Origin of the sequence: Gordonia sp. p3-SID1431 (assembly GCF_025143765.1) — a bacterium.
Classification (GTDB): Bacteria; Actinomycetota; Actinomycetes; order Mycobacteriales; family Mycobacteriaceae; genus Gordonia; species Gordonia hongkongensis.
In genome coordinates, this window is the sequence record NZ_JAMBDT010000118.1 from 1 (window position 1) to 14,744 (window position 14,744).

Annotated in this window: 13 protein-coding genes; 5 read left to right on the forward strand and 8 right to left on the reverse strand. The window is 69.1% G+C overall.

Annotated features, from left to right (window positions below; all coding sequences use genetic code 11):
- Window positions 1-74 precede the first annotated feature (74 nt).
- From metG to M4D77_RS21025, 3 genes are read left to right on the forward strand one after another with little or no spacing between them, the layout of a single operon-like run.
- Entirely contained in the window at window positions 75-1,649 is a 1,575-nt protein-coding gene (gene metG / locus M4D77_RS21015) for a methionine--tRNA ligase (protein ID WP_068972389.1), read from the forward strand.
- Between the two features lie 15 nt (window positions 1,650-1,664).
- Window positions 1,665-2,888, forward strand: a complete 1,224-nt coding sequence (locus tag M4D77_RS21020) for an aminodeoxychorismate synthase component I (protein WP_058251455.1) — start codon at window positions 1,665-1,667, stop codon at window positions 2,886-2,888.
- A gap of 29 nt (window positions 2,889-2,917) precedes the next feature.
- Entirely contained in the window at window positions 2,918-4,165 is a 1,248-nt protein-coding gene (locus M4D77_RS21025) for a helix-turn-helix domain-containing protein (protein WP_068972412.1), read from the forward strand.
- On the opposite strand, the gene rsmI is transcribed toward M4D77_RS21025, so the two are convergent.
- The gene (gene rsmI / locus M4D77_RS21030) at window positions 4,089-5,033 is read right to left on the reverse strand and encodes a 16S rRNA (cytidine(1402)-2'-O)-methyltransferase (RefSeq protein WP_259937295.1); all 945 of its coding nucleotides are present in this window, start codon (window positions 5,031-5,033) and stop codon (window positions 4,089-4,091) included. The genes M4D77_RS21025 and rsmI overlap by 77 nt on opposite strands.
- 29 nt (window positions 5,034-5,062) lie before the next feature.
- Here rsmI and M4D77_RS21035 point away from each other — a divergent pair, with 29 nt between their 5' ends.
- A complete protein-coding gene (locus M4D77_RS21035; RefSeq protein WP_211538257.1) occupies window positions 5,063-6,592 on the forward strand; it encodes a glycosyltransferase family 39 protein in 1,530 nt (509 codons plus the stop codon).
- 24 nt (window positions 6,593-6,616) lie between these two features.
- Here M4D77_RS21035 and M4D77_RS21040 read toward each other — a convergent pair whose 3' ends face one another.
- Window positions 6,617-7,033 carry a DUF5313 domain-containing protein gene (locus M4D77_RS21040; protein WP_068972385.1) on the reverse strand — a complete coding sequence of 139 codons (417 nt, stop codon included), beginning with the start codon at window positions 7,031-7,033 and terminating at the stop codon, window positions 6,617-6,619.
- 91 nt (window positions 7,034-7,124) lie between these two features.
- Here M4D77_RS21040 and M4D77_RS21045 point away from each other — a divergent pair, with 91 nt between their 5' ends.
- Complete coding sequence (locus M4D77_RS21045) at window positions 7,125-8,438, forward strand: aminotransferase class I/II-fold pyridoxal phosphate-dependent enzyme (protein WP_078112218.1); 1,314 nt, start codon at window positions 7,125-7,127, stop codon at window positions 8,436-8,438.
- A 161-nt stretch (window positions 8,439-8,599) separates the two neighbouring features.
- On the opposite strand, the gene M4D77_RS21050 is transcribed toward M4D77_RS21045, so the two are convergent.
- Genes M4D77_RS21050 through soxR form a run of 6 tightly spaced genes read right to left on the reverse strand, consistent with a single transcriptional unit; the run spans window position 8,600 to window position 14,741 of the window.
- Window positions 8,600-10,282 (reverse strand): BCCT family transporter, encoded by a 1,683-nt coding sequence (locus M4D77_RS21050; RefSeq protein ID WP_259937298.1) that lies wholly within the window; start codon window positions 10,280-10,282, stop codon window positions 8,600-8,602.
- A gap of 31 nt (window positions 10,283-10,313) precedes the next feature.
- On the reverse strand, window positions 10,314-10,700 hold the full coding sequence (locus tag M4D77_RS21055; RefSeq protein WP_259937299.1) for a GntR family transcriptional regulator: 387 nt from the start codon (window positions 10,698-10,700) through the stop codon (window positions 10,314-10,316).
- Between the two features lie 13 nt (window positions 10,701-10,713).
- On the reverse strand, window positions 10,714-11,946 hold the full coding sequence (locus tag M4D77_RS21060) for an arginine deiminase (RefSeq protein ID WP_058251461.1): 1,233 nt from the start codon (window positions 11,944-11,946) through the stop codon (window positions 10,714-10,716).
- Window positions 11,947-11,980: 34 nt separating this feature from the next.
- Entirely contained in the window at window positions 11,981-13,210 is a 1,230-nt protein-coding gene (locus M4D77_RS21065) for an MFS transporter (RefSeq protein ID WP_058251462.1), read from the reverse strand.
- Window positions 13,207-14,235: a patatin-like phospholipase family protein gene (locus tag M4D77_RS21070; protein ID WP_259937300.1), complete on the reverse strand. Its 1,029-nt coding sequence runs from the start codon at window positions 14,233-14,235 to the stop codon at window positions 13,207-13,209. Before M4D77_RS21070 ends, M4D77_RS21065 begins: the two co-directional genes overlap by 4 nt.
- Window positions 14,236-14,291: 56 nt before the next feature.
- On the reverse strand, window positions 14,292-14,741 hold the full coding sequence (gene soxR, locus M4D77_RS21075; RefSeq protein ID WP_058251464.1) for a redox-sensitive transcriptional activator SoxR: 450 nt from the start codon (window positions 14,739-14,741) through the stop codon (window positions 14,292-14,294).
- Between the last annotated feature and the right edge of the window lie 3 nt (window positions 14,742-14,744).

A 14,744-nucleotide genomic window follows, 5' to 3' on the forward strand; every position in this document is an offset into this window, starting at 1 on the left:
TGGGTGTGAACCGACCGAATCGGCCGGACCGGAATTGGGTCCGGTCGCGCGCGGTCGGTAGTCTGTTGGGCACTATGGCACCCGATCTGACCAGCCCTGATCCGTCCGGCGCGTCCCACGGCGGCGGACGCCCGTACTACATCACCACCGCGATCGCCTACCCCAACGGCGCTCCGCACATCGGGCACGCCTACGAGTACATCTCCGCCGACGCACTCGCGCGGTTCAAGCGGCTCGACGGGTTCGACGTCCGGTTCCTGACCGGCACCGACGTCCACGGGCAGAAGATGCAGCAGACCGCCGCCGCGGAGGGCATCCCCACCGCGGAACTGGCCAAGCGGAACTCCGACCGATTCCAGGCCCTGCAGGAACGCCTCGGGTCCAGCTTCGAACGCTTCATCCGCACCTCCGACGAGGACCACAAGCGGGCGTCGGAGGAACTGTGGAAGCGGATGAGCGACCGCGGCGACATCTACCTGGACAAGTACTCGGGCTGGTACGACGTCCGCGACGAGACCTTCTACGCCGAGGCGGACACCCGGGTCGACGAGTCCGGCGACCGCGTCGCGACCGACACCGGACACGTGCTCACCTGGACCGAGGAGGAGACCTATTTCTTCCGCCTCTCGGCATACCAGGACAAACTCCTGGAGCTCTACGAGTCCCAGCCGGACTTCGTCGGCCCCGACGTCCGGCGCAACGAGGTCATCAGTTTCGTCAAGGGCGGTCTCACCGATCTGTCGGTGTCGCGCACGACCTTCGATTGGGGCGTCCCGGTGCCCGGCCATCCCGAACACGTCATGTACGTGTGGGTCGACGCCCTGACCAACTACCTCACGGGCGTCGGATTCGTCGACGACCCGGAAGCCTTCGCGCGGTTCTGGCCGGCCGACCTGCACATCATCGGCAAGGACATCATCCGGTTCCACTGTGTCTACTGGCCCGCGTTCCTGATGAGTGCGGGCGTCGAACTGCCGAAGCGGGTGTTCGCGCACGGGTTCCTGTTCAACAAGGGCGAGAAGATGAGCAAATCGGTCGGCAACGTCGTCGACCCGGAGAACCTCATCGACGAGTTCGGGCTCGACCCGGTGCGGTTCTTCTTCCTCCGTGAGGTGTCCTACGGACAGGACGGTTCGTACTCCGCCGAGGCGATCGTGTCGCGTATCAACGCCGACCTGGCCAACGAGTTCGGCAACCTGACCCAGCGCACCTTGTCGATGATCGGCAAATATTTCGACGGCACCCTGCCGGCACCGGGCGAACTGACCGACGTCGACACCGCGCTCCTCGCGCGTGCCGACTCCCTGCTCGACGCCGTGCGGGCCCACATCGACAACCAGGCCATCCACCTGGCGCTGGAGACCCTGTGGGCGACGCTGGCCGAGACCAACCGGTACATCTCGGCGCAGGAACCGTGGAAGCTGGCCAAGACCGACCTCGAGCGCACCGGCACGGTTCTCTATGTCTGCGCCGAGGTCGTGCGCATCGTCGCACTCCTGAGCCAGCCGGTCATGCCGGAGTCGTCCAACAAGATCCTCGATCTGCTCGTCGCCGACGTCGATCGTCAGTTCACCGCGGTCGCCACCCGGCTGGAACCGGGAACCGTGCTGCCGAAGCCGACTCCGGTGTTCCCGCGATACGAGAACTGACCTCGCACACTCCGTATGGTCGCGTCGAACGGGGTGGGATCTGCGTTGCCCGGCCCGGTTGCGGCAGCGCCGGCGCTCGACGTGCTCCGCGCCCTGCACGCCGAGACCGCCGCCCGCCGCCTGCCGCCGCCCGCCGCGCTGATCGGTGACTGGTACGACGCCGACGCGGTCATCGCACCGTCGGTCGCGCTGACGCCCGGCTGCCTCCCGCCCGACGATCCCGACCGGTTCTGGTTCGGCTACCTCGGGTTCCCGGTGCGTCCGGACGAGGCGCCGTTGCCGGCGAACGTCGGCGGGCACACCGACGGCGTGCTCGTGCTCCGCGACGGCCGATGGGAGTCCGTCGGCACCGGCATCCCCGACTGGGTGACGGCGACCATCCGTGCCGCCGGCGACCGTTCCTCGGCCCGGCCGAGCGCCACCACCCCACTGTCGGCGACGGAATGGCATGCCCCCGAGCGGGTTCCGCACCTCGCCGCCATCGCGAGATGCCTCGACGCGATCCGGGACGGCGAGGTCTACCAGGCCTGTGTGTGCACCCGCTTCACCGGAACGCTCAGCGGCGACCCCGTCGACTTCTTCACCGAACTCGCGGGCGCCACCGCACCGGCGAAAGCCGCTTTCCTACAAGGTGACTGGGGAACAGTGGCGAGCCTGTCGCCGGAGACGTTCCTGCGCCGGACCGGCAACATCATCACGTCGTCGCCGATCAAGGGCACCCTGCCCGCGCACGCCGACCCCGACGCGTTGGCGGCGTCGGCCAAGGACATCGCCGAGAACATCATGATCGTCGACCTGGTCCGCAACGATCTGGGACGCATCGCGGTGACCGGCAGCGTGCGGGTACCCGAGCTCCTGTCGGTCGTGCCCGCCCCGGGCGTCTGGCACCTCGTCTCGCGGGTGGAGGCCATCGTGGCACCGGGCACGGGCAACGACGCCGTTCTCGCGGCGACGTTCCCGCCGGCGTCGGTCACCGGCACCCCGAAGCTGCGGGCGATGGAACTCCTCGACGACTGGGAGGCCGATGCTCGCGGCGTGTACTGCGGGGCCATCGGCATGGCCGGACCCGACCGCGCCCTCGACCTCAACGTCGCCATCCGGACCGTGGAGATCGCACCCGACGGGGCCCTCGCCCTCGGTGTCGGCGGTGGGATCACCATCGATTCCGACCCGGCCCGGGAATGGCAGGAGTGCCTCGACAAGGCCGCGAGCATCGTGGGGTCGCGCGGATCGGCATGATCGAGTGCCGCTTTGGGTACGATTCCGCCATGACTGTGCCCATCCGGTCGTCCACCGATCTCGCGGTGCTCGATCGTGATCTGCGCCGTGACCACGATGCCTTCATGTCGGGCGGCACCCCGCGTGCCGAGGTCCCGGGGGATGTCGTCGAATCATGGGGTCGTGTCCGGTCGGGTCGACACCGGTCCACCGTCGACACGCACGATCCGGGCCACATCTCCGACGACGAACTCGAGACACGCCGGGCCGCGCACCCGCTACGGGACGCGGTGCAGCCGCTGCAGCGTCTGTTCGCCCAGTCGGCGGACGACGCATCGATGACCCTGGGCGTGTTCGACGCGGACGGCGTGCTGCTGTGGCGGGGAGGTTCGGCGTCGGTTCTCCCGGAGGCCGATCGACTCGACCTCGTCGAGGGCAGCCGCTGGGACGAGAACTCCACCGCGACCACGGCCGTGGGCCTCGCGGTTCATCTCCAGCGCCCGACCCGGTTGTTCGGCGCCGAGCACTACTACAGTTCGCTGCACGGACTCTTCTGCACCGCGGTGCCGGTGCACGACCACCGCACCGGCGACATGATCGCCATCGCCGGCCTGGCGGGCCCGGCCATGGAGATGCAGCCGGCGGCATCGGCGTTCACCTCGGCGCTGGCCGCACTCGGCGAACACGAGATCACCCTCGCCCACCAGCGAGAGCTCGCCGAACTCCGGTTTTCCGGCCAGGCGCAGTTGGCCGGCCTGCACGGACCGGGACTGCTCATCGACGACGACGGGTGGGTGGCCGAAGGCCGCGGCTGCACCCCGCCCGTGCGCGTCGCGGTCCCGACGGACGACATGCGTCAGTTCGTGCCGGGACTGGGGATCTGTGTGGTCGAACGTCTCGGCCGCGGATGGCTGGTGCGTCCGGCGGGTCCGTCCGGCCCGGTCCTGGCCGAGCTCTCCCTCGACGGTGAGCCGACGGTCACGGTGACCGGCGACGGTGAACCGTGGCGCACCGTCCTGACCCGTCGCCACGCCCAGATCCTGCTGTTGCTCGCCGACGCCGGCGAGCATGGCCTCACCTCACAGCGGTTGAGCCAGCTGCTCTTCGGCGACGACGGCCACACGGTGAGCGTGCGCGCCGAACTGTCGCGGCTGCGCCGGGTGGTCGGCGCGCTCGTCTCGAGCCGCCCCTACCGCCTCGCGCCGCGGGTGGAGTTGCGCGTCAGCCCGGATCAGCTCGACGTCTTTCGAGCACCTGCTGGTAGACGTCGCGTCGAGAGGCAGCGGAACCCTGCGTGACCGCGGCGCAGGCGTCTTTGAGGCGCATGCCGCCGGCCACGAGTTCCTCGGCTCGATCGGCGAGGTCGTCGATGTCGGGTTCGGCCGCGACCGCACCCGCGATCACGACGGTGATCTCGCCGCGGACGCCCCCACTCGCCCATTCCGCGAGTTCGGCGAGTCCGCCGCGCCGGACCTCCTCGTAGGTCTTGGTCATCTCACGGCACACCGCCGCGCGACGGTCCGGACCGAGGATCTCGGCCGCGGCCGCCAGCGTGTCGGCGAGCCGGTGCGGCGATTCGAAGAAGACCGCGGTCCGGGGCTGGGACACCAGTTCGCGCAGCCACGCGGCCCGGGCGCCGGGCTTGCGGGGAGCGAACCCTTCGAAACAGAACCGCTCGGAGGGCAGTGCCGACACCGCGAGGGCCGTCGTCACCGCCGACGGTCCGGGCAGTGCCGTGACCGGTAGTCCGGCGTCCGCGCATGCCACGACGACGCGGTATCCGGGATCGCTGACCGACGGCATCCCGGCGTCGGTGATGAGCAGTACGGTCTGCCCCTCGGCGATCGCGCTGACGAGACCCGGCGTACGGGCGGCCTCGACCTGGTCGTAATAGCTGACCAACCGCCCGCCGATCTCGACATCGAGCGCCGCGGCCAGCGCACGGGCGCGACGGGTGTCCTCGGCGGCGACGATGTCCGCGGTCCGCAGCGCCGCACGCAGACGCGGCGAGGCGTCGTCGACCTGTCCCATCGGGGTGGCCGCCAACACCAGCCGGCCGCGCGCGTCCGACGAGTGAGCTGGACCGGGATCGGCGTCCCCGGTGGCGTCACGAGACACGGTCGTATCGTCGTCGAGCTGGGGCGAGTCGGACTGGGCGGCGTTCATCGACAGCCAGCTTACGAGGGACCACTAGGATCGATCGGGTGCCACCTCGCCTGGGCCCGGACGTGCCCGCACCGCTCTTCGGTGCCCCCGACCGCGGGCGTGGACTCCTCGTCGGCGTGGTCATCGCATTGCTGGCCACCATCACCCGCTTCTGGGCCCTGACCCACCCCACCGACAAGGGCACGCCGGTCTTCGACGAGAAGCACTACGTCCCGCAGGGCTGGCAGGTGCTGACCGGCGGCAACTGGATCGAGGACAACCCGGCGTACGGCCTCGTCGTGCATCCGCCGGTCGGCAAGTGGATGCTGGCCGCCTCGGAAGCGGTCTTCGGTTACGGACCGCTCGGATGGCGCGTCGCACCGGCCATCTCGGGCGTCCTCATCGTCGTGTTGATCTACTGTGCGGTTCGGCGGCTCACGCGTTCGACGCTAGTCGGAGCGATCGCGGGTGTGTTCGCGATCTGCGACGGCGTGCTGTTCGTGCAGTCCCGGATGGGCATGCTCGACATCTTCCAGACGCTGTTCATCGTGGCCACCTTCGCCGCGCTCGTCGCCGACCGCGACCAGGTGCGGGAGCGTATGGACCGCGTGTACCGCGAGGGCCGGATCGCCGACAGTCCCTTCGGGCCGCGCCTCGGCTTCCGGTGGTACCGGTTCGTCGCCGGCGTGATGCTGGGGCTCAACTGCGGCACCAAGTGGTCGGGCATCTACTACGTCATCTTCTTCACCGCACTGGCGATCGGCCTCGATGTGGCCGCCCGCCGGGCGTACCACGTGCAACGCCCCTGGGTGGGCACCCTGGTGCGCGACGTCGTGCCGAGCGGCGCGAGCCTCGCGGTGATGCCGGTCGTCATCTACTTCCTGACCTACCTGCCCTGGTTCAACAGCGAGACGGCCGTCTACCGCTATCAGGTGGGCAACACGATCGGCCCCGACGGACCGTTCGCCTGGGTCCCGGGCGCCTGGCGATCGCTGTGGTACTACGAGTCGGGAATCCTCGAATTCCATTCGGGGCTGACCAATTCGGCGGGCAACCAGCATCCGTGGGAGTCCAAGCCGTGGACGTGGCCGATGAGCCTGCGCCCCATGCTCTACGCGCTCGAGAACGGTCCCGACCAGTGCGGCGCGGGCGAGTGCGTGCGCGCGCAGATGCTGATCGGGTCACCGGCTCTCTGGTGGCTGGCCTTGCCGATGCTGCTGTGGGGACTGTGGTCGTGGATCGTGCGGCGTGACTGGCGGTACGCGGCGGTCCTGGTCGGCTACCTCGCCGGGATCCTGCCGTGGTTCCTCGCCCTGGACCGGCAGATGTACTTCTTCTATGCGACCGTGCTGGCGCCGTTCCTGGTGATGGGCCTCGCGCTGTGCTGCGGCGACCTGCTGCGTTCGGCCGCGGCGACCGCCCGCGCCCGGCCCGAGCGTCGGGCCCTCGCGATCATGGTGGTGGCGATCTACGTGGGTCTGGTCGTCACCAACTTCGTGTGGTTGTGGCCGATCCTCACCGCTTCCCCGATCTCGCCCGGCCTGTGGCGGCAGCAGATCTGGCTGCCGAGCTGGGGCTGAGCAACCGTGACGCGGCCTGGTCCCCTACCGGGAGACGGACACCGGCCGGCCGTTCTCGCCGCGGTATTTCCGGTGGTACTCGGCGTACAGGTCGGCGTTCTTCACACGATCGACGGCGTTGACGAGCTCGGGGTCCAGTCCGTGCTGGACCAGTCGGTAGCGACGGTAGACCCGGTTCAGGGCGATGGAGAAGAACAGGTACGACAGCAGGATCGGCATCGTCATGGTGATCCGCACTCCCCACGGGGCGGGGACGAACAACATCGGCAGCAGGAGCAGGATGCACGGTATCGACCACCGGGCGACCATCCGCACGGACGCACCGGGACCGGCGAGGTCGTTGCCGACCCATTCCGTCATCGAGGCGGGCAGTCGCCCGCCGTACCAGTAGGCAACCTGGCGACCCCAGGTCGGACGGGCGGATTCGGGACTTCGGTTCATGGCGCACAACTCCTGATCTCGGTGCCGTGCGACCACCGTAGCATTTGTCCTAGGACAAAAGAACGTGATCTTGATCAGCAGGGAGGTCGTGGTGAGCGTCGTGATCACCGGGCAGACGGTGCAGGCCATCGTCCAGAGCGTGCGAGACGCCATCGTCTCCGGCCGTCTGCGACCGGGCGACTCATTGCCGCCGATCCGTGAACTCGCAGCCGAGTTGGGAGTCAACCGCAACACCGTGGCCGCTGCGTACCGGCAGCTCGTCTCGGTGGGCGCCGCGGACACCCGCGGCCGGGGCGGAACGGTGGTCGCCGACCGGCTCCACCCCGGCAGTGAACTCGCCGCTCCCGCGGACACCATCGACCTCGCCGATGGCAATCCCGATCCCGATCTCCTGCCCGACCTGCGCGCCGCGATCGCCGCGGCCCCCTACCGACCGACGATGTACGGAACCGCCGCGGTGGCGCCGGCACTGCGGGAGGCGGCGTCGGTGCTGTTCGGGGAGCACCCGCAACGGGGGGAACTCATCGCGACCCACGGAGCCGTCGACGCGATGGAGCGGCTGCTGAACACCCACCTCGTCCGCGGCGACTGCGTCGCAGTGGAGAATCCGTGCTTCCTCGCCAGCGTCGGCACGATCCGCGTCAACGGGTACCGCGCGCTCCCCATGGAGCTCGACGAGCACGGCATGCGCCCCGATCATCTGGCGCGGGCGCTCGGTGCGGGCGCCCGAGCGGTCATCGTCACCTGCCGCGGTCACAACCCCGGCGGGATCGCCCTCTCCGCGGCTCGTGCCGATGAACTACGCACGGTTCTCGAGCGATACCCCGAGGTGCTCGTCATCGAAGACGACCACTTCTCACTCCTGTCGGTTCGCGACTATCAGCGGGTGATCCCGGACAACAGCCGACACTGGGCGGTCGTCCGGTCCGTCGCGAAATTCCTGGGTCCGGATCTGCGGGTCGCGCTCGTCGATGCCGACCCGACCACGGCCGCCGCGCTCGACGCCCGGCTGCGTTCCGGCCGCCCCTGGGTCAGCCACCTGCTGCAGACCACCGCGGCGCACCTGCTCACCGATCCGGCGACGACCGAGCTCATCGCCACCGCACGCCTCGAATACGCCCGTCGCACACGACTTCTCATCGACGTGCTCGATGCCCGGGGGGTGGCGTCGACCATGGGACCGCCCGACGGGATCAACGTGTGGGTCGATCTTCCGCCCGAGGTGCCCGCGGAGCGGGTCGGCGTCGAACTGGCGCGCCTGGGGTGGGCCGTGCAACCCGGGACGGTATTCGCCGTCGACGGGGCCGAGCAGCGAAATGGTCTGCGCGTCACCACCTCCCGGCTCGACCGGGCGACCGCGAAGACCTTCGGCACAGCGCTCGCCGGGGCGGTCGGACAGGGCTGAGGACCCACCGACCCGACGACGACTCACCCACCGGGATCGGTTGCCGACCCCGGTGGGGGTTGTCACACCGTCGGTCCGGTCAACCGGTCGGTGCCGTGAGTGCCCTTGTCCCGAGGCTCGTCGTCCGGCCCCGGGTCGACCGTCGGCTCGGCGGGGTCCGATCAGTTTGCCTGGTCGACGTAGTCGGGGTCGATCTTCTCGAGGTGGCGTATCGCGTCGGCATCGATCGCCTCGAGCTCCCCGGTCGCGATGGCGTTGGCCTGGTCCCGGACATGCTCGTCGACCTGAGCGGTCAGCACGTGGCGGGAGACGATCAGCGGATCGTGTCGGAGGTCGAGATAGAGCGACAGACACATGCCGATCATCACCACGACGAACGGCAACGCGGCGATGATCGCCATCGTCTTGATGCCGTCGAGGGCGTCGTCGCCGCTGATGGCCAGCAGCAGCGCAGCCACGACACCGGTCAGCACACCCCAGAACACGGTGAGGGGACGCGACGGGTGTTCGACGCCGCGCTGCGAGAGAGTGCCCATCACGAGGGACGCGGAGTCGGCGCCGGAGACGAAGAAGATGCCGACCAGGATCATCACCAGCGCCGAGGCCACCCCGGTCCACGGCAGGTGGGCGAGCACGTCGAACAGCGTGCTCTCACTGGCCGCGGTGGCCGGATCGAACGCCAGGGTGCCCTCGATGTCCTGATGGATCGCGGTACCGCCGAAGACGCAGAACCAGACCAGCGAGACCGTCGTGGGTACCACCATCACACCGATCACGAACTCGCGGATGGTGCGGCCGCGGCTGATCTTCGCGAGGAACAGACCCACGAACGGGGTCCAGGACACCCACCATGCCCAGTAGAAGATCGTCCAGTCCGCCAGCCACTGATGACCCTCCTCGGTCATGATCGTGGCGTCCGAGCGGGCTGCGAAGCTCGTCAGATCGGTGAAGTAGGCGCCGAGGGTCGTCGGCAGCAGGTTCAGGATGAAGATCGTCGGTCCGACGACGAACACGAACAGTGCCAGCACGATGGCGAGCACCATGTTGATGTTGGACAGCCACTGGATGCCGCGCGCGATCCCCGACACGGCCGACGCGACGAACGCGGCGGTGAGGATGGCGATGATCGCGACCAGCAGCATCTTCGTCGGCTCGTTGACCCAACCGAGGGTGTCGAGTCCCGATCCGATCTGCAGCGCGCCGAGGCCGAGTGATGCCACCGTCCCGAACAGCGTCGCGAAGATCGCGAGGATGTCGATGATCTTCCCGCCCGGGCCGTTGGCCACCCGCGGTCCGAGGAGCCGGGTGAACACCGCGCTCATCAACTGGGTCCGGCCCAGCCGGTACGTGCTGTAGGCCAGCGCCAGCCCGACGACCGCGTACATGGCCCACGGGTGGAAACCCCAGTGGAACATCGTCGTCGCCATGGCCGCGCGGATGTCGTCGGAGCCGATCTCCGGTGGCGGACTGGCGAAGTGGTAGAGCGGCTCGTAGGCACCGAAGAACATGAGGCCGATGCCCATGCCGGCACTGAACATCATCGCGATCCAGCTCACGGTGCGGAACTGCGGCTTCTCCCCGGTGCGGCCGAGCGGAATCCGGCCGTACTTGGACACGGCGAGGAACACCGCGAAGATCACGAAGCCAGTGGCGGAGAGGATGAACAGCCAGCCGAGGTTCTTGGTGATCCAACCCAGCACCTCGGTGGTCGTCGTGTTGAGACTCTCCTTGTCCCCGATCCCCCAGATCACGAACGCGATGACCAGTACCGCGGTGACCGTGAAGACCACCGGGTCCAGTGTCTGCTTCGGACGCCCGGTGATCACATCCTGTTCACTTGTCATTCGTCAAGCCAATCAATCTCGGTTCGGGTATTCAAGTTCGCCCGAGCGCACGGTTGAGTATCTCAACGATCACGGGATCGTCCAGGCCCAGCTCGCGAGCGGTTTCGACGTACTGCTTGGCAGCCGCGAAACCCGCGTCGAGCGCATCGTGGCGACCCGCCTTGATGAACGAGCCCTGCCGCCCGCGGGTCTCGATGACGCCGGCCGCCTCGAGTTCCCGATAGCTCCGCGCGACCGTGTTGGCGGCCACGCCGAGCCGCGAGGCTAGCGCCCGGACCGTCGGCAGACGCTCGCCGCTGAACAGTTCGCCGGACTCGATGAGCTCGATGATGCCGACTCGTACTTGCTCGAAGGGCGGCCGGTCGGAGGCCGGGTCGATCTGCAGTGCGTCGAGCGCCACCGGGGTGTCGGGGGTCACCGGATACTCCTCCTCACCGGGGATCACGGGCCAACGGACACGACATGCACCGCGGCCCACCGCGGCCCGATCCCAGTTCCCGACCCTCGATCTCGATGACCTCGATGCCCGAGTCCCGGAGTCGCCGGTTGGTCTCGACGTTCCGGTTGTAGGACACCACCACCCCGGGCGCGAGGGCGAGGGTGTTGTTGCCGTCGTCCCACTGCTCCCGCTCGGCCGTCACCGGATCGAGCCCGGTGTCGATGACACGCAGCTTGGTGATGCCCATCGCCTCGGCGGCGGCGTCGACGAAGGGCCGCTCCCCGGTGATCCGGACCGCGTCGGTCGCGGCGTCGTGCACGAGGGTGAATGCGGACATGGTGTCGCGGATGTTGGGATACATCACCACGGCGTCGGTGTCGACCATCGTGCAGACGGTGTCGAGGTGCATGAAGGCGCGCGACTGCTCGATCGGCACCGCCAGCACTGTGTGCGCCAGGTGGTCGTCGAACAGACTGCGCGCCAGTGCTTCCGCCCCGGCGGGCGTCGTCCGTTCGCCGACCCCGACGGCCACCACACCGGCGGCGAGCAACAGCACGTCACCGCCTTCGATGGGCGCGACCTGCGATTCGTAGGCCCGCCGCGCCCCGGTGAATCGCGGGTGGTGGGCGTAGATGAGATCGGTCAGTGACGTCTCCCGCGCGCGGGCGGGAAGCGCGAGCGAGGTGATCGCGAACCGGCCGCCGATCCAGAACGAACTGTCGCGGGTGAACAGCAGATTCGGCAGCGGTTCGATCGCGAACTCGGGTCCGTGGTGCATCCGACGCACGAGCGAGGACCGCTCGGCAGAGGGTGTGATCGGCAGCTCGTCGAACGTCATGCCGGCCGTCAGCACGTACGCGAGGTCGGTCGGCGACAACCCTCGCAGATGGGTCGCGAGATCTTCCGCGAGGTGTGTGCCCAGCCGCCGCGCGCTCACCGCCGCGGCGATGCCCTGGATGCGGGCCGCACCGCTGTGCGCGATGGTCTCGGCGAGCAGGTCACCGAGGAGATAGACGTCGATTCCCCGCTCGCGCAGCACCTCTGCGAAGGCGTCGTGCTCCTCCTGCGCACGCCCGACCCACGGCAGCCCGTCGAACAGGAGCTGGTCGCTGTTACGCGGGGTGAGCCGGCGCAACTCGTCGCCCGGGCGGTGCAGCATGACCGCTCGCAGGGTGCCGACCTCCGAGTCGGCGCCGAGGGCGTAGTCGTAGGCGGGCGCGGTCATCGCTCAACCGTAATTCGTCGTCCGCCCGCGCACATCACTCATCGTCTGCGCGGGCCTTCGTGTCGGTCGGCGTCATCGTCGGACCGTCGCCCACGATCACCGGCGCGGTCTCGCGCGCGAAGATCCACAGGACCAGCGCCACCGCGGCCACCACCCCGGTCAGCACGAACGCCGGCCCGAAGCCGACCCGATCGGCGACGAATCCGACGATGACCGGACCGGTGACGGCACCGAGGTCCGACGACATGCCGTAGGCGGCCAGCGCCGAACCGCCTTGCTGACGGTTGCCGAGGACGTCGGCGAGAGCGGCTTGATGGGTGGGTGCGAACAGTCCCGAGCCCACCCCGGCGACCACCGACAACGCCAGTGCGACGCCCACGTTCGGCGAGAACCCGAGCGCGATGGTGGCGACGACGGTGATGACGAGTCCGGGCAGCATGATGGGTCGCCGTCCGAACCGGTCCGACAGACGGCCCGCGATCAGGATCGCCAGCACGTTGCCCGCGGCGTAGATCGCCAGCACGATTCCCGCCATTCCCGCTCCGGCACCGAGACTCTCGGTGATGAACAGCGGCACCACCGCGACCCGGACCCCCATCGACGCCCAGCCCTGGGTGAAGTTGGACGCGAGGATCGCCCGGTAGGCGCTGTCGCGCAAGGCGGTCCGGAAACCGATCAGCCCGCCCGTCGGGCCGTCGGCCTGATCCGGCGCGATCACTTCCCGCAACTGGGTGGCCACCACCGTCGACGCGACGAGCAGCGCGACCGCGTACACCACGAACGGGACCCGGAGTCCGAAGCCGACCAGCGCCGCCCCGATGAGCGGACCGGTGATGCTGCCGATGAGGAACCCCGCCGAGAAGAAGCCCGACACGCGACCGCGAATGTCGCTCGGCGCCATACGGATCAGCAAGGCCATCGCCGAGATGCTGAACATCGTCGACCCGATGCCGCCGAGACCGCGGAAGATCAGCAGCTGCCAGTAGGACTGGGCGAACGCGCACGCCAGAGTGCTGGCCGCGACGATCAGCAGACCGGTCAGGTAGATGCGCCGCTCGCCGAAGACGGTGACCAACCGTCCCGTTGCGGGCGCGAACGCCAGGCGCATCACCGCGAACGCCGAGATGACCGCGGTCGCGGCGGTGAACGAGACGTTGAAGGTGCGGGCGAAGGTCGGCAGCGCGGGCGCGATGAACCCGTATCCGAGTGCGATGACGACGTTCGCCGACAGCAGCACCCAGATGCCGCGGGGGATCTGCCTCATGGCAGCTCGGGGAGGTCGTCGAGGGCCCGCGCGGTGAGGGTCCGGCCGAGCTCGATCATCTCCGAGGCCTTGTGGAAGTCGAGCGTGCGGACCGTCCGGCGGGGTACCCGGATCAGCACGTCGGGCGGATAGCCGGCGACCTGGTAGCGGGTCAGGGCCTCCTGCATGATGTCGAGCGACCGGCTCAGCACCTCCACGCGTCCCATCCGGGCCGGTTCGTCGACGCCGAACGCGGGCGCCACCCGTTCGGCGGACGGGACGGAGCCGGGCTCGGCCGCGGCATCGACCGCGACGGCGTCGCCACCGGTGGCGGCCACCGCCGCATCGGACGCCGCTGCCTCCTCCGAGGGCATCTCGTGGCCGAGCCGGTCGCGGACCGCGCGGATGAACTCGTTGTCGAGGATCGGCGCCACGTTGCGCCGCAGCAGTCCCCTGGCCTTCTGTTCGCGCGTGGCGCCCGCTTCCGGGCCACCGTCGGAACCGATGATGACGCCGATGGTCACATCGCTGGGCACCGTCGAGGTGGGCGCCACCGGCAGCGGGTCGAGAATCCCGCCGTCGGCCAGCAGCCGCCCACCGTGCTCGTGCGGGCTGATGACGCCCGGGATCGCGATCGACGCACGCAGGGCGTCGGCGAGGACACCGCGCTGGAACCAGACCGCGCGGCCGGCGTTCAGATCGGTGGCGACCGCGGTGAACGGGACGGGCAGGTCCTCGATCGCGGTGTCTCCGAGGATCTCCCGCACCCGCAGCAGGATCCGCTCGGCCCCGATGACGCCCGGCTTGGTCAGCGAGACGTCGAGCAACCGGACGACGTCGAGCTGGGACAGACCCGAGATCCAGTCCACGTAGTCGTCGAGTTTCCCCGCGCAATACAACCCGCCGACGAGAGCACCCATCGACGAGCCGGCGACGGTGACGATCTCGAACCCCCGCGCCTCGAGTTCGGCGATCACCCCGATGTGCGCGTAACCGCGGGCGCCGCCACTTCCCAGAGCCAGCGCCACGCGCGACGGTCGAGCCATGGGCCAACAGTACCGCCGCCTGTTCTGCTCCCCGACATCGCAACTGGCGGAGACGGCTACTGCTCGGTGAGGAGTCGCCGCGGCCCCGGGCCGAGATTGTTCAGTTCGTCGCCGGGGTTGAGGAGATGGCACTCCCCGAGCGACAGGCAACCGCAACCCACGCAGGACCCGATCATGTCCCGCATGTTCTCGAGCAGTGCGATGCGTTGGTTGATGTCGTCCATCCAGCGTTTCGACGCCGCTTCCCACATCGACTTCGGGGGCGACTCGTGGTCGCCCAGTTCGGCGAGCACCTCGCCGATGACCGACAGCGGAATCCCGGCGACCTGCGACGCGCGGATGAATGCGACGCGCCGCAGCATCGCCCGGTGATACCGGCGCTGGTTCCCGGAGGTGCGCCGGCTGAAGATCAGGCCCTGGTCCTCGTAGAAGCGGACCGCCGACGGGGCGATCCCAGCTCGCTGGGCCAGCTCGCCGACCGAGAGCTCCAGCTTCTTCAGCGTCATGGG